This window comes from Mesorhizobium sp. B2-4-14 (assembly GCF_006442155.1).
GTDB lineage: Bacteria > Pseudomonadota > Alphaproteobacteria > Rhizobiales > Rhizobiaceae > Mesorhizobium.
The window spans coordinates 39,664-60,854 of the sequence record NZ_VFVA01000020.1; the positions used below are offsets into that span (position 1 = coordinate 39,664).

23 protein-coding genes are annotated in these 21,191 nt (G+C 63.8%); 10 read left to right on the forward strand and 13 right to left on the reverse strand.

Annotated features, from left to right (window positions below; all coding sequences use genetic code 11):
• Nucleotides 1-221 precede the first annotated feature (221 nt).
• Nucleotides 222-1,019: a lytic transglycosylase domain-containing protein gene (locus FJ938_RS18075; protein ID WP_140695959.1), complete on the forward strand. Its 798-nt coding sequence runs from the start codon at nt 222-224 to the stop codon at nt 1,017-1,019.
• 108 nt (nt 1,020-1,127) lie between these two features.
• Here the strand turns inward: FJ938_RS18075 and FJ938_RS18080 are convergent, their stop codons facing one another.
• A complete protein-coding gene (locus tag FJ938_RS18080; RefSeq protein WP_140610218.1) occupies nt 1,128-2,351 on the reverse strand; it encodes an argininosuccinate synthase in 1,224 nt (407 codons plus the stop codon).
• Between the two features lie 307 nt (nt 2,352-2,658).
• Here FJ938_RS18080 and FJ938_RS18085 point away from each other — a divergent pair, with 307 nt between their 5' ends.
• The 3 genes from FJ938_RS18085 to FJ938_RS18095 all read left to right on the forward strand — a co-directional run bounded on the left by FJ938_RS18085 (nt 2,659) and on the right by FJ938_RS18095 (nt 6,363).
• Nucleotides 2,659-4,716 (forward strand): bifunctional diguanylate cyclase/phosphodiesterase, encoded by a 2,058-nt coding sequence (locus tag FJ938_RS18085; RefSeq protein ID WP_140610217.1) that lies wholly within the window; start codon nt 2,659-2,661, stop codon nt 4,714-4,716.
• A 219-nt stretch (nt 4,717-4,935) separates the two neighbouring features.
• Nucleotides 4,936-5,577, forward strand: coding sequence for a LysE family translocator (locus tag FJ938_RS18090; RefSeq protein ID WP_140610216.1), 642 nt, complete (start codon nt 4,936-4,938; stop codon nt 5,575-5,577).
• Between the two features lie 102 nt (nt 5,578-5,679).
• Nucleotides 5,680-6,363 carry an outer membrane protein gene (locus tag FJ938_RS18095; RefSeq protein ID WP_140610215.1) on the forward strand — a complete coding sequence of 228 codons (684 nt, stop codon included), beginning with the start codon at nt 5,680-5,682 and terminating at the stop codon, nt 6,361-6,363.
• 9 nt (nt 6,364-6,372) lie between these two features.
• On the opposite strand, the gene FJ938_RS18100 is transcribed toward FJ938_RS18095, so the two are convergent.
• Genes FJ938_RS18100 through rlmN form a run of 4 tightly spaced genes read right to left on the reverse strand, consistent with a single transcriptional unit; the run spans nt 6,373 to nt 9,264 of the window.
• A complete protein-coding gene (locus tag FJ938_RS18100) occupies nt 6,373-7,056 on the reverse strand; it encodes a GNAT family protein (protein ID WP_140610214.1) in 684 nt (227 codons plus the stop codon).
• Nucleotides 7,057-7,088: 32 nt separating this feature from the next.
• Nucleotides 7,089-7,586, reverse strand: a complete 498-nt coding sequence (locus FJ938_RS18105) for a hypothetical protein (RefSeq protein WP_140695962.1) — start codon at nt 7,584-7,586, stop codon at nt 7,089-7,091.
• Entirely contained in the window at nt 7,583-8,032 is a 450-nt protein-coding gene (locus FJ938_RS18110; RefSeq protein ID WP_140695965.1) for a hypothetical protein, read from the reverse strand. The genes FJ938_RS18105 and FJ938_RS18110 overlap by 4 nt, the downstream gene beginning before the upstream one ends.
• Nucleotides 8,029-9,264 (reverse strand): 23S rRNA (adenine(2503)-C(2))-methyltransferase RlmN, encoded by a 1,236-nt coding sequence (gene rlmN / locus FJ938_RS18115; protein ID WP_140695967.1) that lies wholly within the window; start codon nt 9,262-9,264, stop codon nt 8,029-8,031. Before rlmN ends, FJ938_RS18110 begins: the two co-directional genes overlap by 4 nt.
• Nucleotides 9,265-9,518: 254 nt before the next feature.
• On the opposite strand from rlmN, the gene FJ938_RS18120 reads away from it, so the two are divergent.
• Nucleotides 9,519-9,818: a hypothetical protein gene (locus FJ938_RS18120; RefSeq protein ID WP_140610210.1), complete on the forward strand. Its 300-nt coding sequence runs from the start codon at nt 9,519-9,521 to the stop codon at nt 9,816-9,818.
• 152 nt (nt 9,819-9,970) lie between these two features.
• On the opposite strand, the gene FJ938_RS18125 is transcribed toward FJ938_RS18120, so the two are convergent.
• The 3 genes from FJ938_RS18125 to FJ938_RS18135 all read right to left on the reverse strand — a co-directional run bounded on the left by FJ938_RS18125 (nt 9,971) and on the right by FJ938_RS18135 (nt 11,684).
• Nucleotides 9,971-10,828, reverse strand: a complete 858-nt coding sequence (locus tag FJ938_RS18125) for a sigma-70 family RNA polymerase sigma factor (protein WP_140695970.1) — start codon at nt 10,826-10,828, stop codon at nt 9,971-9,973.
• 181 nt (nt 10,829-11,009) lie between these two features.
• Nucleotides 11,010-11,324 carry an EthD family reductase gene (locus tag FJ938_RS18130; RefSeq protein WP_140695973.1) on the reverse strand — a complete coding sequence of 105 codons (315 nt, stop codon included), beginning with the start codon at nt 11,322-11,324 and terminating at the stop codon, nt 11,010-11,012.
• Nucleotides 11,325-11,378: 54 nt separating this feature from the next.
• Nucleotides 11,379-11,684: an antibiotic biosynthesis monooxygenase family protein gene (locus tag FJ938_RS18135; RefSeq protein ID WP_140610207.1), complete on the reverse strand. Its 306-nt coding sequence runs from the start codon at nt 11,682-11,684 to the stop codon at nt 11,379-11,381.
• A 279-nt stretch (nt 11,685-11,963) separates the two neighbouring features.
• On the opposite strand from FJ938_RS18135, the gene FJ938_RS18140 reads away from it, so the two are divergent.
• Complete coding sequence (locus FJ938_RS18140) at nt 11,964-13,316, forward strand: chloride channel protein (RefSeq protein ID WP_140695976.1); 1,353 nt, start codon at nt 11,964-11,966, stop codon at nt 13,314-13,316.
• A gap of 78 nt (nt 13,317-13,394) precedes the next feature.
• Here the strand turns inward: FJ938_RS18140 and FJ938_RS18145 are convergent, their stop codons facing one another.
• On the reverse strand, nt 13,395-13,898 hold the full coding sequence (locus tag FJ938_RS18145; protein WP_140610205.1) for an invasion associated locus B family protein: 504 nt from the start codon (nt 13,896-13,898) through the stop codon (nt 13,395-13,397).
• 388 nt (nt 13,899-14,286) lie between these two features.
• On the opposite strand from FJ938_RS18145, the gene FJ938_RS18150 reads away from it, so the two are divergent.
• Nucleotides 14,287-14,901, forward strand: a complete 615-nt coding sequence (locus tag FJ938_RS18150; RefSeq protein WP_140695979.1) for an isoprenylcysteine carboxylmethyltransferase family protein — start codon at nt 14,287-14,289, stop codon at nt 14,899-14,901.
• Nucleotides 14,902-14,946: 45 nt separating this feature from the next.
• Here the strand turns inward: FJ938_RS18150 and FJ938_RS18155 are convergent, their stop codons facing one another.
• Both FJ938_RS18155 and FJ938_RS18160 read right to left on the reverse strand, forming a co-directional pair.
• The gene (locus FJ938_RS18155; RefSeq protein ID WP_140610203.1) at nt 14,947-15,309 is read right to left on the reverse strand and encodes a YkvA family protein; all 363 of its coding nucleotides are present in this window, start codon (nt 15,307-15,309) and stop codon (nt 14,947-14,949) included.
• 135 nt (nt 15,310-15,444) lie between these two features.
• Nucleotides 15,445-15,741, reverse strand: coding sequence for a 4a-hydroxytetrahydrobiopterin dehydratase (locus FJ938_RS18160; RefSeq protein ID WP_140695981.1), 297 nt, complete (start codon nt 15,739-15,741; stop codon nt 15,445-15,447).
• A gap of 157 nt (nt 15,742-15,898) precedes the next feature.
• On the opposite strand from FJ938_RS18160, the gene FJ938_RS18165 reads away from it, so the two are divergent.
• A complete protein-coding gene (locus FJ938_RS18165; protein ID WP_140695984.1) occupies nt 15,899-16,414 on the forward strand; it encodes a low molecular weight protein-tyrosine-phosphatase in 516 nt (171 codons plus the stop codon).
• Here the strand turns inward: FJ938_RS18165 and thpR are convergent.
• Nucleotides 16,318-16,914, reverse strand: a complete 597-nt coding sequence (gene thpR / locus FJ938_RS18170) for an RNA 2',3'-cyclic phosphodiesterase (RefSeq protein ID WP_140695987.1) — start codon at nt 16,912-16,914, stop codon at nt 16,318-16,320. The two genes, FJ938_RS18165 and thpR, sit on opposite strands and share 97 nt — an antisense overlap.
• A 128-nt stretch (nt 16,915-17,042) precedes the next feature.
• A complete protein-coding gene (locus FJ938_RS18175; RefSeq protein WP_140695990.1) occupies nt 17,043-17,687 on the reverse strand; it encodes an arylesterase in 645 nt (214 codons plus the stop codon).
• Between the two features lie 88 nt (nt 17,688-17,775).
• Here FJ938_RS18175 and FJ938_RS18180 point away from each other — a divergent pair, with 88 nt between their 5' ends.
• Complete coding sequence (locus FJ938_RS18180; RefSeq protein ID WP_140695993.1) at nt 17,776-18,471, forward strand: ABC transporter ATP-binding protein; 696 nt, start codon at nt 17,776-17,778, stop codon at nt 18,469-18,471.
• Nucleotides 18,471-21,020: an ABC transporter permease gene (locus FJ938_RS18185; protein ID WP_140695996.1), complete on the forward strand. Its 2,550-nt coding sequence runs from the start codon at nt 18,471-18,473 to the stop codon at nt 21,018-21,020. Before FJ938_RS18180 ends, FJ938_RS18185 begins: the two co-directional genes overlap by 1 nt.
• Nucleotides 21,021-21,191 lie beyond the last annotated feature (171 nt).

Sequence of the window (21,191 nt, forward strand, 5' to 3'; positions counted from 1 at the left end):
GCTTCGAAAACGCGGGCCTTCAAACGTCGTTCCGTACGGTGACGCCAATCAGCAACACGGCAGGTGGATCAGCCGGCTCTCGGCCGCGTTCGCCACAATAATTACTTGATCGTAGGTAAATTCCCCGGCATTCGCCAGCACGGCGCCGCGGACGGTGACAAATGTGCGTTTCGCTGGCAAATTCGCAACTGGGACGTGAATCAGGCAACCAGGAGAACAATATGGCGTTTCTTGCCAAGGGTAGGATTTTAGCGGCCGCGGTGGTGGCTGTGCTTGGGCTTGCGACGACCGCGCAAGCGGCGCCAAGCTGTGGCAAGAACGGCGCCGGCTTCGATGCCTGGAAACAGGATTTTGCCGCGGAGGCCAAGGCTGAAGGTGTAGGCTCGAGGGGTCTGGCGGCTCTTGCTGGCGCGACCTACGCGACAAGGACGATCGCCGCCGACCGCGCCATCCATAAGGCTTTCAGCGGCTCGGTGGACGATTTCATGAAGCGCCGTGGCGGGGCGGCGATCATTTCCAAGGGCCGTGCGCTGAAGAAGTCGAACGCGGCGCTGTTCGACCAGATCGAGCGGAACTATGGCGTATCGCCGGGTGTGCTGCTCGCCATCTGGGGCATGGAGACCGGCTTCGGTGCCTCCATGGGCAACCAGAACACGATCTCGGCCATTTTGACGCTGACCTATGATTGCCGCCGTCCGGACTACTTTCACCCGCATGCCATTGCGGCCTTGAAACTGGTTGATCGCGGAACGTTGACCGCCTCGTCGGTCGGCGCCATGCATGGCGAGATCGGCCACACACAGTTCCTGCCCGGGAATGTCCTGAAATATGGCGTAGGGAGCGGAAACCTCCGCGACAAGGCCACTGCGCTGGCTTCCACCGCCAACTTCCTCAAGGGGCATGGCTGGCAGGCCGGCGCGAGCGCGGAGGCGAATATGGGCGCAATTGCCGGCTGGAATTCCGCGAGCGTCTATCAGCAGGCCATCGCCCGGATCGCGACCGCGATCGACGCCGACTGACCCGATTTTCGTTCAGCAGCAGGAGCCCGGCCATGTGCCGGGCTTTTGTTTGGTCGTAAGGAAAGCCGACGCCGGCGTCGGCTTTCTATTTCCCGTTGAGCCCGGATATCAGCCGTTGCGGTTGCGCGCCGCCAACGTGCGCAGCCTGAGCGCGTTGAGGCGGATGAAGCCGGCGGCGTCCTTCTGGTCATAGGCGCCGCGGTCATCCTCGAAGGTGACCAGCGCATCCGAATAGAGCGTCTTCTTCGACTTGCGGCCGGTGACCATGACATTGCCCTTGTAGAGCTTCAGCCGCACCGTGCCTTCGACATCTTCCTGGCTCTTGTCGATCATCGCCTGCAGCATCAGCCGCTCGGGCGCGAACCAGAAACCGTTGTAGATGAGTTCCGCGTAGCGCGGCATGAACTCGTCCTTGAGGTGCGCGGCACCGCGGTCGAGCGTGATCGATTCGATGGCGCGGTGGGCCGCGATCAGGATGGTGCCGCCGGGCGTCTCATAGACGCCGCGCGACTTCATGCCGACGAAGCGGTTCTCGACCAGGTCGAGCCGGCCGATGCCATTGTCGCGGCCGAGATCGTTGAGCGCCGCCAGCATGGTCGCCGGCGACAGCTTCTTGCCGTCGAGCGCGATCGGATCGCCCTTCAGGAATTCGATCTCGATCTCGGTGACCTTGTCCGGCGCATCCATCGGCGAAACGGTGCGCTGGTGGACGAATTCCGGCGGCTCGCTCCACGGGTCTTCCAGCACCTTGCCCTCGGAAGAGGAATGCAGGAGGTTGGCGTCGACCGAGAACGGCGCGTCGCCCTTCTTGTCCTTCGGCACCGGAATCTGGTGCTGCTCGGCGAAATTGATCAGGTCGGTGCGCGACTTGAACGACCAGTCGCGCCAGGGGGCGATGACCTTGATGTCGGGGTTCAGCGCGTAAGCCGACAATTCGAACCGGACCTGGTCGTTGCCCTTGCCGGTGGCGCCGTGCGCGATGGCGTCGGCGCCGGTTTCCCTGGCGATCTCGACAAGATGCTTGGAGATCAGCGGCCGCGCGATCGAGGTGCCGAGCAGGTAGGTGCCTTCATAGACGGCGTTGGCGCGGAACATCGGGAAGACGAAGTCGGAGACGAATTCCTCGCGCACATCGACGACGCGGATATCCTTGATGCCCATCATTTCGGCTTTGCGGCGCGCCGGCTCCAATTCGCCGCCCTGACCGAGATCGGCGGTGAAGGTGACGACCTCCGCGCCGAGTTCGGTCTGCAGCCATTTCAGGATGATGGAGGTGTCGAGGCCGCCGGAATAGGCGAGCACGACTTTCTTGACGTCTTTGGCCTTGGACATTTCTGCTCCGTGGGATGGCGGACGCCCTGAGCGGGCATCACGGATGGTCGGAGCGCCTTTTAGCAGGAACGGCAAAGCGAGCAAGCAGGCGCGGCGCCAGACTGCCGATCCAGCGTATAGCTGGGTGCTGAACACCGGCCAGGAAAACAACTTGCTGCAATCGAAGGCTGCATTTAGCTGTCGTATTTAATCAAGTTTTCATGCCCCGCCGCTAAAAGACCCGACGGAGCTGCGCCGGCCCACAGGACCGTGCCGGGGCAGCCTCGCTCGCTTCGTCGCGGGTATCCTCGGGCTTGGGCCATCCTTGATGCGCGTTATATCCTGTATCGTCACGGAGCATAATCTGTGGCTCGTTCTGCTGGCGGCGCTGATGTGCGTCACCGGGTGCTGGGTGACGATCGGTCTGCTGGACCGCGCCAGGAAAACCGTTGGTGTGCAGATGCGGGGCTGGCTGTTCCTGACCGCGGTCGCGGCCGGCTCCTCGGTCTGGTGCACGCATTTCATCGCCATGCTGGCCTACCAGCCCGGTGCGCCGATCACCTTCGATCCGGCGCTCACCATGATATCCCTGGTCATCGCCATGGTCGGAACCGGGACGGGCTTCGGCCTTGCTCTGGACAAAGGCCGCGGTCTGGCGCCGGAATGGGGTGGATGCCTTGTCGGATTGGCGATCTCGGCCATGCATTATACCGGCATGATGGCCTATCACGTGGCCGGCATCGTCGAGTGGGACGCCCGCTATGTCGTCGCGTCGCTGCTGATCTCGATAGTGTTTTCCGCCGCCGCGATCGGCCAGGCGGTGCGCCGGCCGTACCGCTGGTCGCACTATCTCGGCATCGGGCTGCTGGTGCTGGCGATCGTTGGCCTGCATTTCACGGCAATGGCCGCGGTGGCGGTGACGCCGCTCTCCTTCATCACCACGGGCACCAATCCCGACATCCTGGAAGCGATGGCCGTCGCGGTCGCCGTTGTCGGCCTGATCGTCGCCGCCACCGGCTTCGCCAGCTATCTGATCGACGAGCGCGGCCGGCTCGAGAGCTTCGAGCGGCTCCAGCATCTCGCCCTCAACGACGCGCTTACCGGTCTTGCCAACCGCGTCTCCTTCAACGACCGCCTCGACCATGAGATCAAGCGGGCGCGCGAGGACCAGGATGCGATGACCGCCGTCATCGTCATCGATCTCGATCGTTTCAAGGAAATCAACGACCTCAGGGGACACGCCGCCGGCGACCAGGCGCTCAAGATCATCGCCCGCAGGCTGGCGAAACTCGTCGGCGACGGCGAGTTCGTCGCCCGGCTCGGCGGCGACGAATTTGCCGCCATCAAGCGCTTCAAGGACCAGAAGGATCTTATCGGCCTGGTCTCGCGGTTGGAAAAATCGTTGTTCGAGCCCCTGCGGCTCGACGATTTCGAGATCGTCACCGGCGCCAGCATCGGCGTTGCCGTCTATCCGCGTGACGGCGCCGACCGGGAGAGGCTGGTCAGCAATGCGGACCTGGCCATGTACCGGGCCAAGAACGACGTGACGCGGGCCGTCTGCTTCTATGAATCGGCCATGGACGAGACGGCGCGGGCGCGCCGCGCGCTGGCCAACGATCTTCGCCAGGCGATCGAACGCGGCGAGCTGTCGCTGCATTATCAGGTGCAGACTTCGGTCGCGACCGGCGCTACCTGCGGCTATGAGGCGCTGCTGCGCTGGACCCACCCCGTGTACGGCATGATCCCGCCGGTCGAATTCATCCCGATCGCCGAGGAGAATGGCTCGATCCTGGCGATCGGCGAATGGGTGCTGCGCACCGCATGCCGTCAGGCAGCCTCCTGGGGCAATGGCCACAAGATCGCGGTCAACCTGTCGCCGGTGCAGTTCGCCCATGCCGACCTCGCCACGCTCATCCACCAGATCCTGGTCGAGACCGGGCTGTCGCCGAAGCGCCTGGAACTCGAACTGACGGAATCGACGATCGTCGCCGACAAGGTTCGCACGCTGCACGTGCTGCGCCAGATCAAGGCGCTGGGCGTGACGATCGCGATCGACGATTTCGGCACGGGCTATTCCTCGCTCGACACGCTGCGCTCGTTCCCTTTCGACAAGATCAAGCTCGACCGTTCGTTCATGGCCGATGTCGAGCGCAGCCCGCAGGCCAAGGCGATCATCCGCGCCGTGCTGACACTGGGGCGCAGCCTCGACATTCCAGTGCTCGCCGAAGGCGTCGAGACCCATGTCCAGCTCAGCATCCTGCAAGTCGAGGGTTGCAACGAGGCGCAGGGCTATTTCCTCGGCCGGCCCAAACCAATCGACCAGATCGTGCTGACCGGTGCGGCGGTCCCCACGCTTGCCGAGATCCATCGGCCGGCTGCCGCTTAGCCTCCGGTCCGGCGCGGCTTGGCATGCTGCGCGTGGCGCGACGCAGCTCGCCCTGCCGTGTCTGGCGCCATCGCCGCGCATCCTGTATAGGCACACGCATTCCCGGAGCGGTCCATCGTTTCACGAACGGCGAGCCGCTCTGTCTCCCTCTCCTTGTCTGACGCAATTCCGCCCGGAAAGCCGTTTCGCACTTTTCCCGGAATTGTTCTGGGGCCTTGCATGTCCTTCATTCCCGACACCACCACGCTGATCCAGTTCGCCATCGCCACCGTCATCCTGGCGATCACGCCCGGGCCGGACATGACCTTGTTCGTGTCGCGCACGCTGAGCCAGGGGCGCGCCACCGGCTTCGCCTCGATGGCGGGCGCGCTGTGCGGCACGCTGATTCACACCACCCTGGTGGTGGTCGGCGTCTCGGCGCTGATCGTCGCCTCGCCGATGGCTTTTTTCGCGCTGAAGATCTTCGGCGCTGGCTATCTCGTCTTCCTCGCCTGGCAGGCGATCGCCAAGGGCTCGGCCTTTTCGCCGGAAAAGAAGACGGGGCCGCAAATCTCGCTGCTGCGCAGTTGGGCGGCGGGGCTCGGCGTCAACCTGCTCAACCCGAAGATCATCCTGTTCTTCATGACCTTCCTGCCGCAGTTCGTCTCCGCACATGACCCGAACGCGCCGGGAAAGCTGTTCTTCCTCGGCACCATGTTCATCGTGCTGTCGATCCCGGTGACGGCGCCGATGGTGCTGGCGGCGGAAAGGTTCTCGGCGGCGATGAAGGCCAGCCCGCGCGTCACGCGCGTGGTCGACTATCTCTTCGCCGGCGTCTTCTCGGCCTTCGCGCTCAAGATACTCACGGCGCAGGCGAAATAGGCACTTTTCAGCGCGTCGGATTTCGCGAACAGCGTTGCAAATTTGCTCTTGCCGGCCAATTGCCGCACATTTAGATAGGCCCCAAGGGTGATTGGGGAATCTATGAAAAACATACTCTTGGCATCAGTTGCCGTGATGGGCCTGTGCGCCGAAGCGAACGCTCAGGACGCGCGGTACAATTGGTCGGGTTCATATGTCGGTGTCGAAGGAGGATATGCAGGATCCTCTGTCCGGTTCGACGCCGATTTCACCAGGTTCCAAGACACCTACCACAAGGACGGTTTTCTCGGCGGCCTTTACGCCGGTCATGATTGGCAGTTCGGCAACGTCGTCTACGGCGTGGTCGGTGATTTCGACTTTGTCGGTCTCGGCGACACTGAATTTGGCGACAGCGCGGCCTTCACCGGCGGCAAGGGTGAAGCGTATACATACGACGTCGACTGGGTGGCGACGGCGCGGCTGCGCGCCGGGTATGCGGCGACCGACCGTCTGCTGGCCTACGCGACTGGCGGCCTGGCGGCAGGACATTTTCAGGCCACTTCCTATTCAGGTCCGATCTTTTTTCCAACTTCCGTACCCGCATCGACATCGGATTTTTCCGGCGTGAAATTCGGTGGCGTGTTGGGCCTCGGCGCGGAGTATGCACTGGCTGACAAGTGGTCGCTGAAGGCGGAATATCTCCACTATATGTTCGATGAGATCGAGCCGGGGCCGGGCGGTACGGCCGGCGCCACTTTCAGGCCCTCACTCGACACGGTGAAGTTCGGCATAGCGTACAGATTCTAAGGCGGTCTGTTAGCCGGGAAGACCGGGCCCGCCGAACGGACGGACGACCCCGGCGGCCGCGTCCACCTTCGCACGCTCTTCATACTCTTCGAGAGTCAACGCGTAGAGCATCTGGTCGAGGCGTTTGCCGGTGCGGCCGTCTATGCGGTGCGAGCGCAAGGTGCCTTCCAGCCGCAGGCCTGACCGTTCGCAAACGGCGATAGCCGCCTGGTTGCGGGCCAAGGGCTGGAAAGTAACCTTTTCCAGCTTGCGCTCACGAAAGAAATGCCGGAGCAGCACCACCGACGCCTCGAATGCCATGTTCCGGCCGCGGTTTTCCGGATCGCCGATGATCAGGTGCAACGAGCCAAGCCGGTGCCTGAGATCAACCTCCACCACAGCCAGGCCCAGCGGGGTATCGTCTGGCCGGCGCAGGATCGTCATCAGATTGCGCTTCAGATTGTCGAAGCTGGCGACATAGACACGAAAGGCCTCGAGCCCCATCGCCTTCTGCGGTGCGTTCAGGCCTTCCATGACCGCCGGATCAGTCAACCACTCCGCGATCTCACTCGTAACCTCGGATGGCCTGAGCGTGCGGATCCGAACCTTGTCGCTCCAGCGGTCGACAAAGACCGGCCTCAACCTCTGAGCGGCAAGCGGCGTGATGAGCGGTGCGGGAGAGGGCGTTGCGCCCGGCTTCGGCATTTTCGGCATCGGCTACTCATGCCGAAAGCAACAGGCTGCGGTCAAGGGCTGCGATCGAGATCAGGATTTCGATCGCCCAGGCTAACGGGTCTTCCGTCCTGCCACCAGCTTCCGGCCCAGCGCCCGGCGCTGAGCCAATAGAAGATGCCGCCGACCATGCCGCCGCCGATCACCGCCATGATCGGGTTGGTGCCGGTGACCGCGAAGGTGGTGTCACCGGCGTGATCGACGAGGCCGAGGAAGACGGCCGCGACCACCGCGCCCGACAGTGCATAGAACAGCCAGTCGCGCCGGCCGAGGATTTCGGCAACCAGGACGACGATCACCGCCGGCATGAAGGCAAAGTAGGCGACGAACAGGGCGACGAAGGGAATTGAGAAATACAGCGAAGCCGTCGCTGTCGGGTGCGTGTGGTCCGGCGTATAGCCGTGCGACGCCAGGAACAGGATGTTGAGGAAGGCGCTCGCCGCCAGCGCGGCGACGGCGTAGCCGAACAGGATGATGGCAAAGCGGACGAAGTAGGCGACAAGACGGTTCATCGCGGATCCCGCTGCATGAGGTGACCGGACTTGCGTCCAGCCACAAACCAGTAGACCGAACCGGCGGCAGTGCCGGCCGTGGCCAGGAAGCCGAGAAAGCCCGGATTGAAAACAAACCCACCGGCCGAGCCCGGGATAAAAACGCCAAACGCGATGGACGTGATGGCACCCGTGACCGCGAAATAAAACCATCCTCGCAGGCAGAGCCGCTCGGCGAGGAAGATCGCGGGCCCAACGATCAGCAGCGCGCAGACCGCCACGGTCAACACGGCGAGCGGGAAGGAACCCAGCCAGTCGAATGCGAAGACCATGGACCAGTTGTCGTCTTCGATCCCTGCCAGAAGGGCGATAAGCAGCACGGGCACCAGGATCGAGGTCAGCACGGCGGCGACATAACCGACCGCTATTATGGCGATACGCTTGAGCCCGGCGACGAGACGGCTCACGCCTCGCCGTGCCCCGCGATCATCATGGCTTCCAGCGCCAGCCGGTCGACCCTGCGCATGCGCTCGGATTCCGACTTGAGCTGGCCGCAGGCGGCCAGGATGTCGCGGCCGCGCGGCGTGCGGATCGGCGAGGCGTAGCCGGCATTGTTGATGTAGTCGGCGAACTTCTCGATCGTTTCCCAGTCCGAGCACTGGTAGTTGGTGCCAGGCCACGGATTGAACGGGATTAGGTTGATCTTCGCCGGGACGCCCTTGAGCAGCTTGATCAGCGCCTTGGCATCCTCGAGCGAATCGTTGACGTCCTTCAGCATCACATATTCGAAGGTGATGCGTTTGGCGTTCGACAGGCCGGGATAGGCGCGGCAGGCGGCAATCAGTTCCTTCAGCGGATACTTCTTGTTGATCGGCACCAGAAGGTCGCGCAGGTCGTCATTGGTGGCGTGCAGCGAGATCGCCAGCATGACGCCGATCTCCTCGCCGGTGCGGAAGATTTCCGGCACGACGCCGGAGGTCGACAGCGTGATGCGTCTTTTTGACAAGGAAAGCCCGTCGCCGTCGGAGGCGATCAACAGCGCCTTCTTCACCGCCTCGAAATTATAGAGCGGCTCGCCCATGCCCATCATGACGATGTTGGACACTTTGCGGCCCTCGGCCGGCACGATGGCGCCATCGGGCGTGTCGCGGTCGGGAAAATCGCCGAGCCGGTCGCGCGCGGTGAGCAACTGGGCGAGGATTTCTTCCGCCGTCAGGTTGCGCACCAGCTTCTGCGTGCCGGTGTGGCAGAACGAGCAGGTCAGCGTGCAGCCAACCTGCGAGGAGATGCAAAGCGTGCCGCGGCCTTCCTCGGGAATGTAGACGGTTTCGATCTCGACCGGCCGGCCGGCGCCGCGCGGCGGAAAGCGGAACAGCCACTTTCGCGTGCCATCGGAAGAGATCTGTTCCTCGACGATCTCGGGCCGGGCTACGGTGAAATGCTTGTCCAGTTCGGCGCGCAAATCCTTGGAGATGTTGAACATTCCGGCGAAGTCGGAAACGCCGCGCACATACATCCAGTGCCAGAGCTGCTGGGCGCGCATTCTTGCCTGGCGTTCTGGTACGGCGCCGGACGCGACGAGAGCCTCCGCCAGCTCGGCGCGCGTCAGGCCGATCAGCGACGGCTTTTCGGAGGGCACGGCGCGGGCGCGCAACGCGTCACGGGCACCGTCGGCGGTGAGGTCAAGCGAAAGGGTCATGGTTGCACTGATATAAGCGGTTTGCGGCCGATTTCATCCATCGTGCCGGACATCAAGCGCGGCGCATAGCACAGGTTGAGCGCGGAGTCATGCGCGGGCGAAGCGACCGGCGCGTCATGGGGAACCGCCAAGGTCTTCTCCACCGCGTCGTTGCCAGCGCTCCGGTCACATGTTCGTGTTGAGGTAACAGCAGGCCCCGCGGCCGCGAAGGCTGAAAGGGGCAACTGTGCTCCGGAAAAATGGGAGTTCGTGGAATGCACTCGATCAAGCTTGTTTTTATTGCCGGCCTTGTCGGCCTGTCCGCCTCGCAGGCTTTTGCCGAAGACGCCATGGGCACGATGACGATGATGAAGGCCGGACAAGTGACGGCGATCATGCCGGACGGCCATATGGGCACCATGACGCCGGACGCAAAGATGAGCGGCGAAATGATGAAGATGGCGAAGCCTATCAAACACTGCATGATGATGATGACCGACGCCAAAGGCAAAGCCTACATGATCGATACGTCGACCAAGAAGGCACAGGCCGAATGTGAGAAGATGGCCATGTAGTCGTGCCACCGCCCCGCCGGCGAGAGCCGGCGGGGTCCGGCGCCAGCCTCTCATGGCTTTGGCTCGAGCAAGCACGCGACAACCGGTCAGATGCGCGGTAGCGACCTCGCCTCACAGCTTGACCAGTGTCTGTGCCAGGCGACCATGGGCTTTTAGCCGAGCTGAACCCAGTCCGTGGCCTCCAGCACATAGGGAGCGAACAGGAAATCCCGGATGCCGATGATCCTGTTTTCCGACCAGTCGACCAGAACAAAATGCGCGGGTCTGTCCATCGGGCCGGTGCTGTCGAAGACCAGCATGGCCGGTTGTCCTTCGACCGCGCCAAGGGCGAACCGCCATTTCGTCACTTCCGCATAGCGCGTGAAATAGGGCGTAATCCTGTCGCGCCCTTCCAGGTGCAGCCGGTTCACCAGTTCGAGCTTCACATCGTCGGCGAGCATGGCACGGATGGCGTCGAAATCGCCGCCGCGAAACAGATCGACGAAGGCGGCGATCTTGCGCCGGTCCGTATCCGACATCAGCGGCAGCCTGGTGTCCTCCGGCGCCTGGGCAAGTTGGCGCAGCGCGACGCGGCCGCGCTGAAGCGCCGATTTGGCGGCGGCCGGAGAGCACTCGGCAATGCCAGCGATCTCCTCGACCGAATGTCCCAGCACATCCCTTAGGATCACCGCGCAGCGCTGAAGTTCAGGCAGTCGCAGAAAGGTCTGAAAGCTGATCGCGACGATATCCGCCTCGGGCATGGGTGCGGCCTCGATGTTTTCGGTAAGCGGAACCACGGTGTTGCGGGACCTCTCGCGCAAAAAATCCAGGCTCGCATTGTGGGCGATGCGAAACAGCCAGCCCTCGAGATTGTCCACCTCGGCGCCCTGGGCTCGCGCGTGCAGGGCCTTGACGAGGGCATCCTGAAGGACATCCTCGCCAGTGATCGCCGACCCCGTCATGCGCGCGCAATAGCGATGAAGGCGCGGCCGCAGCGCTTTCAGCCGATCCTCGAATTCTTCCGTATTCATCGGTGGAGACCCACGGTGCTCCCGGGCTTTGCTCCGCCACGGACTGGATGCCGATGTCGAGAATTTTCGACAAGGGCCGCCGGTTGTGACAGGAATGGCGAGTGGCTGCTTTCCAATGTGGGTAGTTGTCTTGCCGCCGATGGCGCCGTCAACTGTCGCGATGTAGCGGACAGGAGACAGGTCAAACTTCCCTGGTGTCGAAAACGAACATTTGAACGCCTGATTCATCAGGCGCATAAAGCCGCCGATCCGCCCCAGCCGCTTGCCCCTCAAGGCTTGCGAAGCCTTTTTTCATCGCGTCAAGATCGTCAAAATACACCGTCGCGATCAGGTGAACATCGGGCGGTCCGGCTATTACCGTGACAGGTCCGCTGCTGATCTCATATTTCCTGAGGCCCGGGATTTTCTTGGCCAGAGGTATGTGCGTCTCGAAATAGTGCTTTTCGAACGCATCGACGTGAGCCGGCTTCCTGTAGACGACGACCATCTTGGCCATTGCGGTTCTCCTTTCGTCGATTTCGTGATGGTTGCTTGCTCGCACGTCCGGCCGTCACCGGGTCTCGCTCAACACCGTCGATCCCACGATCGAGTCCAGGCTCGCCAGCTCGATGATCTTCGGAAAATAGACTTTCATGCGCGGGTCGCCGCGCATCGCCTCTATGGCCGCGGGTGACTCCCATTCGGAGTAGATGACGACGCCGGCACCGTCCGCCGCCGCGACCAGCTTGGTCGCCTTCCAGCCCGGGAGTGTGCGGATCACCGTGTCGGTGTTCTGTTTCAGGAGCGCGATCAGCGCATCCTGCTTGCCGGGTTTGACCTTCAGCAGATTGACCAGAATAACGGATTTGTCGGACATGGCGTGTCTCCTTCTGTTTCGGACGAAGCAAGGACGATCCGCAGGATGGAAACGGATCGCGACACAAAAGATTTTTAAAAGATCGTCCCGAAGCGGGCGCTTGCCTGGTCTTGCGACGCCGGCTGCGGCGACCTGACGCAGCGCTCATGCGGTCCGTCACCGACGACTCTTCGCGAGGCCCTTCCTTACGGGGAAAGAAGGAAGAATCGCTCCCTATGCAGGACTGGCCCCGCAGGTCGCGGCTGTGTTAGGTCGGAACCACCCTTCCAGAGGACAGACATGGCCGGCACATCGCGAAAATATCCCATGCTGCGGCGGTCGCGGGCGATGTTGGGCTCGCGGCGCGTGTGGCAGCCGCGCCTGGTGTTCTGGGCCGGCGCGGTGTCGATCGGCGTCATCAGCGTGCTGTTCGCGGTGCTGGCCGACAAGGCGCAGGAACTTTTCCATGTCATGATCGGCGCCGATGGTGGCTGGCGCTTCTACCTGCCGCTCGTGATCACGCCGCTGGGCTTCGTGCTGAGCGCGTGGCTTGCCTACGCTTTCTTCCCCGGATCGCAAGGCAGCGGCATTCCGCAAGCGATCGCCGCGCGCCATTTGCGCGACGAGGAGGATCGAGGGCATCTCCTGTCGCTTCGGCTGGCAGCGGGAAAGATCGCACTCACCATCGTCGGCCTGTTCTGTGGTGCCTCGATCGGCCGCGAGGGCCCGACCGTGCAGGTCGGGGCGTCGCTGATGCTGCAGGCGGCGCGCTGGGGCGGCATGGCGCAGGCGCGCGGCCTGATCCTGGCCGGCTCGGCCGCCGGCATCGCCGCCGCCTTCAACACGCCGCTGGCCGGCATCGTCTTCGCCATTGAGGAAATGGGCCGGACTTATGAATCGCGCACCAACGGGCTGGTGCTGACGGCGGTGATCCTGGCCGGCATCGCCTCGCTCGGCCTGCTTGGCAACTACACCTATTTCGGTGTGTCAAAAGACACGATCTCGTTCGCCGCCGACTGGCCGCTGGTGATCGCCTGCGGCGTCATTGGCGGCGGTTTTGGCGCGCTGTTTTCCTTGCTGGCCCTGAAGACGACGCGGCGGATCCGGCGCTGGCACACGCAGCAGCCTTTGCGGCGCGCGCTGCTGGTGGCCGCCGCCTGCGGACTTGCCGTGGCGGCAATCGGCATTGCGTCGGGCGGGCTCACCTTCGGCACCGGCTACGCGCAGGCGTGCGGCGCCGTCGAGGGCACGCCGCTGCCATGGTTCTTCTTTGCCGAAAAGTTCCTGGCCGGGCTGCTGTCGATGGTTTCGGGCATTCCCGGCGGCATTTTCGCGCCTTCGCTGGCGGTCGGCGCCGGCATTGGCAGTTCGCTCGGCCTGTTGTTCGGCGCCAGCACGGGCGCGGCGGCGCTGCTCGGCATGGCAGGCTATTTCGCCGGCGTCGTGCAGGCGCCGATGACGGCCTTCGTCATCATCCTGGAGATGACCGGCAATCACGACAATGTCATCGCGTTGATGCTGGCCTCGATGCTGGGCTACGGCACGGCGCGCATGATCTCGCACGAGCCGCTCTACCACGCGCTGTCGCGGGTGTTCATCGCCGAGGCGATCCGGCGGCGGCGGGCGGAAGCCGCGCCGGTTTCCGGGGGCTGAGAGACATATGCAAAGCAAAAGACCGAGCTTGCGGCCCGGCCTTCGGTTTCAGACGCGGCTTGTGCTTACTTGCACTTGTTACTTGCACTTGGCGATCGACGACAGCGCGGCCGAAATGCCCTTCAGCGAGAAGACATAGGAGGTGGGGTTGCCGCGGCCGGACTTCGCCGTCACCTTCATGTCGGTGCCGGTCTTCATGGCGGCGATCAGCACCGGTTCCTCGGCGGCGTTCTCGACCCAGGCCGACTTGCCGCGCGTGAACATCGAGAAGGACTTCTTGTCGATGGTGACGGTAGCCTTGGAGCCTTCCTGGAAATTGTAGCCGGCAATGAACTGCGGTTCGTAGGACACCTGCTGGCCGGGCCGCTGGCTGACGAAGAAGAACATGTCGCCGTGGTCGAGCGTCGGCGGCTGCTTGTCGGTCGGCACGGTGAGCACGTAGCAGACCTTGCCCCCCGATGCCTGGTAGCTGTAGGTGCCCCAGGCATTGTGCTGACCGATCTTGGTCGCCTGCTGCGCCAGTGCCGGCGCTGCAAAGGCCACCAGGACCAGGCTCGAAACTATAGCTGTCAATCCGCGCATCGTCTTTCCCGTATTCCAAATGGTGCGGAGGCGGGCCGCCTTGCGTCCTGCCGTCGCTTCATTTTGATCTGCCGTCGCTTCATTTTGATTTAATCTGGGTTACCAAACGGTGAACTTCCTTTGAGAAAAGGACCCACACCCCCCAGGAAACCGCCGCCATTTCCGCACCGCCGCCTTGTCAGCTGCCGGCACGGCGTCCCTTTGGCGACTTGGAGGCCACGAAAGCGGCAAGAGTTTGACTTTTCAAGCCAGGTCCGGCAGCCCCCCTGACTTCCGGGACACGTGACGAATTTCCCTCCAGCCGCTAAGATGCCCGCTTTCGTTTCTGAGGCGCTCCGAGGCGCTCGGCCTGGGCGCCCTCATTGGTAGCGTATGGGAGATTTCAGTCATGGCCATATCCGGGACAGTCCTGATCCTGGTGGGTGGCACTGTTGTCCTGTTGGTCGTGTTCGGCATTCGTGTTGCCATTCGGGCGGTGACCGGTGGCGCCGCGGCGGCGCCGCGATCGGGTGATCGGGAGGCTGCAGGCGGATCGGGCGCGCCCGACGTGGCGGGGGTCATCACGCTGCCACCTTTGATCTTTCTCGGCTTCCTGGCGGCGGCAGCGGTCCTCGAGGCTGTCATCCCCCTCCCGGTCCTGGCCGCGCCGTCGCTCACCCGCTATCTGGGCGGGGCCGTGCTCGCGGCGTGCGGCTTCGTTATCATCTTCATGGCGGCGGGGCGCTTTCGCGCCGCTGGCACCAATATTCCGCCGACACTGCCGACGACGGCGCTGGTCATCGACGGGATCTACCGGCGGACCAGGAACCCATTTTATCTGGGAGCGACCCTCGTCTATTTGGGCCTGGGCGTCGCGGCGGGAAGTTTTTGGGTCATCGGGCTGATCGTCCCGTTGCTGTGGGTGATCAATACCGGCGTCATCGCGCGGGAAGAGCGCTATCTAGAGCGGAAATTCGGCGATGCGTATCGTGCCTACAAGGCGCGGGTGCGGCGGTGGGTTTGACCGGCCGCGGAGCAGAGCCTCGTCCACGCCTTACACCGCGCCGGCTCAGCTCCTATCGGCGATGGCATCCTTGGCGGCTTGGCGATGCGCCGGCGTGATATGGGCGCTGACGGCGGTGATCGCGGCGGTCAGCACGGCGATGTCGTCGGTGAAGCCGAGCCCGACGATGAAGTCCGGGATCAGGTCCACCGGCAGGACGAAATAGCCGAGCGCCGCCACCAATATGCCCTTGGCACGCAGCGGCGTGTTCTTGTCCATGGCGCAGTAATAGGCCGCGACGACGTCCTCCATGAACGGGATCTGCCGCGCGGCCTTCTTGGCCGTGCGCCAGAACTTCTCGCGCACTTCGCCTTCGCCGCCGAGCTTGTCGCCAAAGCCGAAGAAATCAAAACCGGATTCTTGCGCCATCAACATCTCCTTGCCGGCCTATGCGCTTCCTGGCGCATGTCCGCGCGGGAAGATGTGGTGAAAGCCCAACCCCCCTGCAAGATGCCGGCGCCAATTTGGCTGTCTGGCCGGATGGTGACAGGAAGGAAGAGGTGTTCAGCCGCCGGCGAAGCGGTTCATCTTCTTCGCCAGCTCGATGTCCAGCGCGGTCACGCCGCCGGCATCATGGGTGTTCAAGGTCACGTCGACCGTCTTGTAGACATTCGACCAGTCCGGATGATGATCCATCTTCTCGGCCGCCAGCGCGACGCGGGTCATGAAGGCGAAAGCTTCGGAGAAATTGCTGAAGACGAAGCCGCGCTTGATAGAAGCGCCGTCCGGGGCCAGCGCCCAGCCGGCGAGCCCGGCCAGGGCTTCGGTGATGGCATCCTTGGACAGTTTTTCTCTCGTCATGTTCGGTTCCCATGCTATTTGCAAAAACGACCCTCACCATACTGCATGTCGCCCAAAAGTGCGTTGCGGTTTTGGGAAAACGACATGCACAAGCAGGCATGTCGCCCAAAGTGGGTTGCGGTTTTAGGAAACGACCTGGATAGAACAGCCTGGATCGATGAGCGCAAAGCCCATAAAATCCATTCTCTTCGTCTGCCTCGGCAATATCTGCCGCTCACCGTTGGCCGAGGGCGTCTTTCAGGCCGTATGGACGGAGCGCGGACTGATGCGGGACATGCTGCTCGATTCGGCGGCGACCAGCAGCTGGGAGGTCGGCTCGGCGGATCCGCGCGCGATGGCGATCGCGGCGCATCACGGCATCGACATTTCCGGGCAGCTGGCGCGCAAGATCACGTCGCGGGATTTTCACTGCTTCGACCTGATCCTCGGCATGGACCATTCGAATGTCGCCGGCATCAGGGCACTGGCGCCCGCCGCCATGCGCGACCGGGTGCATCTGTTCCTCGAGTTTGCACAAGGCAAGGCGCGCGACGTGCCGGATCCCTACTATGACGGGCAGGAGGCCTTTGCCGAGGTCTACCGCATGATCCGCGAGGCATCGGAGGCATTGGCGACGCGGCTGGCGGCGCGGGAATCACCGCCCGACAAGGGCCATGCCTCCTCGACGATATAGGGGCCGCCGCCGACCGAATCGCGTGACGACATCAGGACGAAGCGGCTGATGCGGAACGGCAGCGTCGAGAAATTGCCGCGCGCCGAGAGATATTGGGCGACATCCAGCGGGCTTGAATTGCGCAAGCGCGCCAAAGTCACATGCGGCATGAACTTGCGCGGATCGGCGGGAATGCCGAGCCGCTGGCAGATGCGCTCGATCTCGCCCTGGAGGGCGTTGAGATCGGGCGAGGGGACGGCGCCGGCCCACACGGCATGCGGCTTCTTCTGGCCGAAGGCGCCGACGCCGGACAAGGTCAGCGAGAAGGAGGGGCGATGGACCCGGTCGAGCGCATTGGCGATCTCGTCGGCGACATGGCCCTGGACATCGCCAATGAAGCGCAGCGTCAAATGGTAATTTTCGACATCGATCCAGCGGGCCCCGGGCAAGCCGCCCCGGAGCAGGGACAGCGAAAGGGCAGCATCACGCGGAATTTCGAGGGCGGTGAAAAGACGCGGCATGAAGAGCCTCCCTTCCTCGAATCGAACTGTCACCCATAGCGAATCATCGATAGTCAAACGGAGCAAGAGGTATATTGGTCACAGGCTTTGCTAAAAGTTTCCCTAAGGGAAGGCAGTTTTCTCGGTTTTCATGCACCTCCCGGCGCCGCCGTGATGGCCTTCTCGACCGTCGGCAGGATGCGCTCGACCATCAGGTCGACCCCCTTTGCGTTCGGATGCAGGCCGTCCTCGAGCTGCAAAGCGGGTTGGCCGGCGACACCGTCGAGGAAGAACGGGTAGAGCGGGACATCGTATTTCTTCGCCAGGTCCGGAAAGACGGCGTCGAAGGCGCTTTGGTAATCCGCGCCGAGATTGGGCGCGGCGCGCATGCCGGCGAGCAGCACGGCAATCTTGCGCTGTTTCAGCTTGCCCAGCATCTCATCGAGGTTCTTCCTGGTGATGTCGGGCGAGATGCCGCGCAGCATGTCGTTGGCGCCGAGTTCGAGGACGACCAGTCGCGTGCCGTCCGGCACCGACCAGTCGAGCCGCGCCAGCCCGCCGCTCGACGTATCGCCGGAGACACCGGCATTGGCGACAGAGACGTCGTGGCCCTTGGCGCGCAGCGCTGTCTGCAGCTTGTCGGTAAATCCATCGCCGGGCCCGAGGCCGAAACCCGCCATCAGGCTGTCACCGAAGCCGACGATCTTGAATGGCTCGGCCCGCGCCGACGAAATGGCGCCGCAAATGGCAAGGAAAAGGATCAGGCCTGCGGCAAATCGGCGTTTGAAAGACATGCGTCAGGCCCCATATGACCAAGAGATTCTTTCGGGCGACGGCTACAAGTAAGCAAAGCCCTCATCCTCCATATAGGACGCTTTCATTTTGACAGAAGCGGTCATCACGCTGAAAGACGTATCGCTGACGCTCGGCGAAGGCGCTTCGTCGGTCCATGTGCTGAAAGGCGTCAGCCTCGAGGTGGCGTATGGCGAGGCGACCGGCATCGTTGGCCCTTCGGGCTCCGGCAAGTCGACTCTCCTGATGGTGATGGCAGGCTTGGAGAGGGTCGATTCGGGCACGGTACGAATCGCTGGCGAGCTCCTCAACGGCAGGAGCGAGGATCAGGTCGCTTCGTTTCGCGGACGAAACATTGGCATCGTGTTCCAGTCTTTCCATCTTATCCCGAACATGACGGCGCTGGAAAACGTCGCCGTGCCACTGGAGCTGGCTGGCTATGCCGATCCGTTTTCGGTGGCGGAACGGGAACTGGCGGCGGTGGGCCTGAGCGACCGCGTCACCCATTACCCCGGCGAACTGTCGGGCGGCGAACAGCAGCGCGTGGCGATCGCCCGGGCGCTGGCGCCTTCCCCACGCATCCTCATCGCCGACGAGCCGACCGGCAATCTCGACCAGGCGACGGGGCGGCAGGTCGCCGACCTTCTATTCGCCAAGGCGGCGGAACGTGGCATGACGCTGGTGTTGGTCACCCATGATCCGGCGCTGGCGGCGCGCTGCTCGCGCCAGGTTTGGATGCGCTCCGGGCGGATCGAGGCGTCGGCGCCGTTGAAGGTCACCGCCTGATGCCATTGGCGCGGACATTGAAGCTTGCCGTCCGCTTCTCGCTGCGCGAGCTGCGCGGCGGCCTGTCCGGCTTCCTGATCTTCCTCGCCTGCATCGCACTCGGCGTCGCGGCGATCGGCGGTGTCAATTCGGTGGCCCGCTCCATCACCGCCGGTGTCGCCAACCAGGGGCAGACGCTGCTTGGCGGCGACCTCCGCTTCCAGATCAACCAGCGCGACGCCAGCCAGGCGGAGCGCGGCTTCCTCGACGGGCTGGGTGTCGTCTCGCGCACCGCGAGCACGCGCTCGATGGCGCGTCTGGCCGATGGCTCCGACCAGGCGCTGGTCGAGGCCAAGGCGGTCGACGATGCCTATCCGCTCTATGGCGCGCTGGAAACCGAACCGAAGCTGACGAAGCATGAACTTTTCGGCGAAGAATTCGGCGTCTTTGGCGCGGCCGCACCCGATCTGCTGTTCGAACGGCTGCATCTCAAGCCTGGTGACCGGCTGAAGCTTGGCACCGCCACCTTCGAACTGCGCGCCAGGCTGGTGACCGAGCCGGACGCCGTGTCCGACGGTTTCGGCTTCGCGCCAAGGCTGATGATCTCGACCGAGGCCCTGGCGGCCACCGGGTTGGTCCAGCCGGGCAGCCTGGTCGAAAATGCCTACAAAATCCGGTTGCCCGCCGATGCCGACGAGGCGCGGCTCAAGGCCATCCAGGACCAAGCCGCCAAGGATTTCCCCGAGGCCGGCTGGTCGATCCGCACGCGCGGCAACGCGGCGCCCGCGCTGTCGTCCAACATCGAGCGCTTCTCGCAATTCCTGACGCTGGTCGGGCTGACGGCGCTTGTTGTCGGCGGTGTCGGCGTCGCCAATGCGGTGCGCGCCTATCTCGACGGCAAGCGCGGCGTCATCGCGACTTTCAAGAGCCTGGGCGCTTCCGGCGGCTTCGTCTTTGCCGTCTATCTCGTGCAGATCCTGATCATCGCGGCACTCGGCATCGCCGCCGGCCTGGTGCTCGGGGCGCTGATGCCGTTCGTGGCAAGCGCCGCGCTGCAGTCCGTCATTCCGGTGCCGGCGCAAGGCGGCTTCTACCCCGGCGCGCTCGCCATGGCGGCGCTGTTCGGGCTGCTGGTGACGCTGGCCTTCGCGCTTTTGCCGCTCGGGCGCGCCCGCGACGTGCCGGCAACCGCGCTGTTCCGGGAGATGGGCCTGGAGGGCCGCGGCTTTCCGCGCCCCATTTATGTCGCGTCGGCCATCGGCATCGCGCTGCTGCTGGCGGCGCTCGCCATCCTGTTCTCCGGCGACCGGCGCATCGCCTCGATCTTCGTCGGCGCCACCATCTTCGCCTTCCTGGTGCTGCGCCTGGTCGGCGGGCTGGTGCAATGGGCGGCAAGGAAAAGCCCGCGGGTGCGCTTCGTGGCGCTCCGGCTCGCCGTGGGCAACATCCACAGGCCAGGTGCGCTGACGCCGTCGGTGGTGCTGTCATTGGGGCTTGGGCTGACGCTGCTGGTGACGCTGGCGCTGATCGACGGCAATCTGCGGCAGCAGATCTCCGGCAGCCTGCCGGAGCGGGCGCCGAACTTCTTCTTCGTCGATATCCAGGGCAGCGATGTCGACGCGTTCTCCGCGCTGATCGGCAAGGAGGCGCCACGGGGGACGCTGGTCAAGGTGCCGATGCTGCGCGGGCGGATGATGGCGCTCAACGGTGTCGATGTCGACAAGGTCAAGGTCCCGGCTGAAGGCGCGTGGGTGCTCAAAGGCGATCGTGGCCTGACCTACGACGCCAGGCAGCCGGAAAACGCGACGCTGACCGAGGGCAATTGGTGGCCGGACGATTATGCCGGCGAGCCGCTGGTCTCGTTTTCGGCGCGGGAGGGCAAGGAGATCGGGCTGAAACTCGGCGATACCGTCACCGTCAATGTGCTCGGCCGCAATGTCACGGCCAGGATCGCCAATTTCCGCCAGGTCGAATGGGAGACGATGGGCATCAATTTCGTCATGGTGTTCTCGCCCAACACCTTCGCCGGCGCGCCGCATGGCTGGATGGCGACGCTGACCGAAAAGAGCGCCACCACGGCCGACGATGCCCGCATCCTCAATGCCGTCACCCGGGCCTTCCCGGCGGTGACCACGGTGCGCGTCAAGGACGCGCTCGAAGTCGTCAACCGGCTGGTCGGCCAGCTCGGCACGGCGATCCGGGCGGCGGCCGGCGTGGCGCTGATCGCCTCGGTGCTGGTGCTGGCCGGCGCGCTCGCCGCCGGCAACCGGGCGCGCATCCACGATGCGGTGGTGCTGAAGACGCTGGGCGCCACCAGGAGAACGCTGATCACGGCATTCTCCCTGGAGTACATGCTAATCGGATTGGCCACGGCGGTATTCGCGCTGGCGGCCGGCGGCATCGCGGCCTGGTACATCGTCGCCCGCATCATGACATTGCCATCGCATTTCATGCCCGAGGTGGCGGTGGCGGCCATCCTGTTTTCGCTCTTCATCACCGTCGGCATCGGCCTCGCCGGCACCTGGCGTGTGCTCGGCCACAAGGCGGCACCCGTGCTGCGCAATCTCTGATTCGCCGGTCGGAGCGCCCTGTCTCGGGTTAAATCTTGGTAAGAATGCCGCCTGAAGGCACTGATGGAGCTGGATTTCGTCCTCTCACGAACCGTTACACGCCGTTACGGTCTTGTTCTCGACGCGAATAACCATCATATTTCGCCACAGGCATGCTGGAGCCCCGCCAGC

Excerpts from the sequence above, each read along its gene's own strand:
- FJ938_RS18075 (WP_140695959.1), top strand. The coding sequence starts at position 222 with ATGGCGTTTCTTGCCAAGGGTAGGATTTTAGCGGCCGCGGTGGTGGCT.
- FJ938_RS18080 (WP_140610218.1), bottom strand. The coding sequence starts at position 2,351 with ATGTCCAAGGCCAAAGACGTCAAGAAAGTCGTGCTCGCCTATTCCGGC.
- FJ938_RS18085 (WP_140610217.1), top strand. The coding sequence starts at position 2,659 with ATGCGCGTTATATCCTGTATCGTCACGGAGCATAATCTGTGGCTCGTT.
- FJ938_RS18090 (WP_140610216.1), top strand. The coding sequence starts at position 4,936 with ATGTCCTTCATTCCCGACACCACCACGCTGATCCAGTTCGCCATCGCC.
- FJ938_RS18095 (WP_140610215.1), top strand. The coding sequence starts at position 5,680 with ATGAAAAACATACTCTTGGCATCAGTTGCCGTGATGGGCCTGTGCGCC.
- FJ938_RS18100 (WP_140610214.1), bottom strand. The coding sequence starts at position 7,056 with ATGCCGAAAATGCCGAAGCCGGGCGCAACGCCCTCTCCCGCACCGCTC.
- FJ938_RS18105 (WP_140695962.1), bottom strand. The coding sequence starts at position 7,586 with ATGAACCGTCTTGTCGCCTACTTCGTCCGCTTTGCCATCATCCTGTTC.
- rlmN (WP_140695967.1), bottom strand. The coding sequence starts at position 9,264 with ATGACCCTTTCGCTTGACCTCACCGCCGACGGTGCCCGTGACGCGTTG.
- FJ938_RS18120 (WP_140610210.1), top strand. The coding sequence starts at position 9,519 with ATGCACTCGATCAAGCTTGTTTTTATTGCCGGCCTTGTCGGCCTGTCC.
- FJ938_RS18125 (WP_140695970.1), bottom strand. The coding sequence starts at position 10,828 with ATGAATACGGAAGAATTCGAGGATCGGCTGAAAGCGCTGCGGCCGCGC.
- FJ938_RS18130 (WP_140695973.1), bottom strand. The coding sequence starts at position 11,324 with ATGGCCAAGATGGTCGTCGTCTACAGGAAGCCGGCTCACGTCGATGCG.
- FJ938_RS18135 (WP_140610207.1), bottom strand. The coding sequence starts at position 11,684 with ATGTCCGACAAATCCGTTATTCTGGTCAATCTGCTGAAGGTCAAACCC.
- FJ938_RS18140 (WP_140695976.1), top strand. The coding sequence starts at position 11,964 with ATGGCCGGCACATCGCGAAAATATCCCATGCTGCGGCGGTCGCGGGCG.
- FJ938_RS18145 (WP_140610205.1), bottom strand. The coding sequence starts at position 13,898 with ATGCGCGGATTGACAGCTATAGTTTCGAGCCTGGTCCTGGTGGCCTTT.
- FJ938_RS18150 (WP_140695979.1), top strand. The coding sequence starts at position 14,287 with ATGGCCATATCCGGGACAGTCCTGATCCTGGTGGGTGGCACTGTTGTC.
- FJ938_RS18155 (WP_140610203.1), bottom strand. The coding sequence starts at position 15,309 with ATGGCGCAAGAATCCGGTTTTGATTTCTTCGGCTTTGGCGACAAGCTC.
- FJ938_RS18160 (WP_140695981.1), bottom strand. The coding sequence starts at position 15,741 with ATGACGAGAGAAAAACTGTCCAAGGATGCCATCACCGAAGCCCTGGCC.
- FJ938_RS18165 (WP_140695984.1), top strand. The coding sequence starts at position 15,899 with ATGAGCGCAAAGCCCATAAAATCCATTCTCTTCGTCTGCCTCGGCAAT.
- thpR (WP_140695987.1), bottom strand. The coding sequence starts at position 16,914 with ATGCCGCGTCTTTTCACCGCCCTCGAAATTCCGCGTGATGCTGCCCTT.
- FJ938_RS18175 (WP_140695990.1), bottom strand. The coding sequence starts at position 17,687 with ATGTCTTTCAAACGCCGATTTGCCGCAGGCCTGATCCTTTTCCTTGCC.
- FJ938_RS18185 (WP_140695996.1), top strand. The coding sequence starts at position 18,471 with ATGCCATTGGCGCGGACATTGAAGCTTGCCGTCCGCTTCTCGCTGCGC.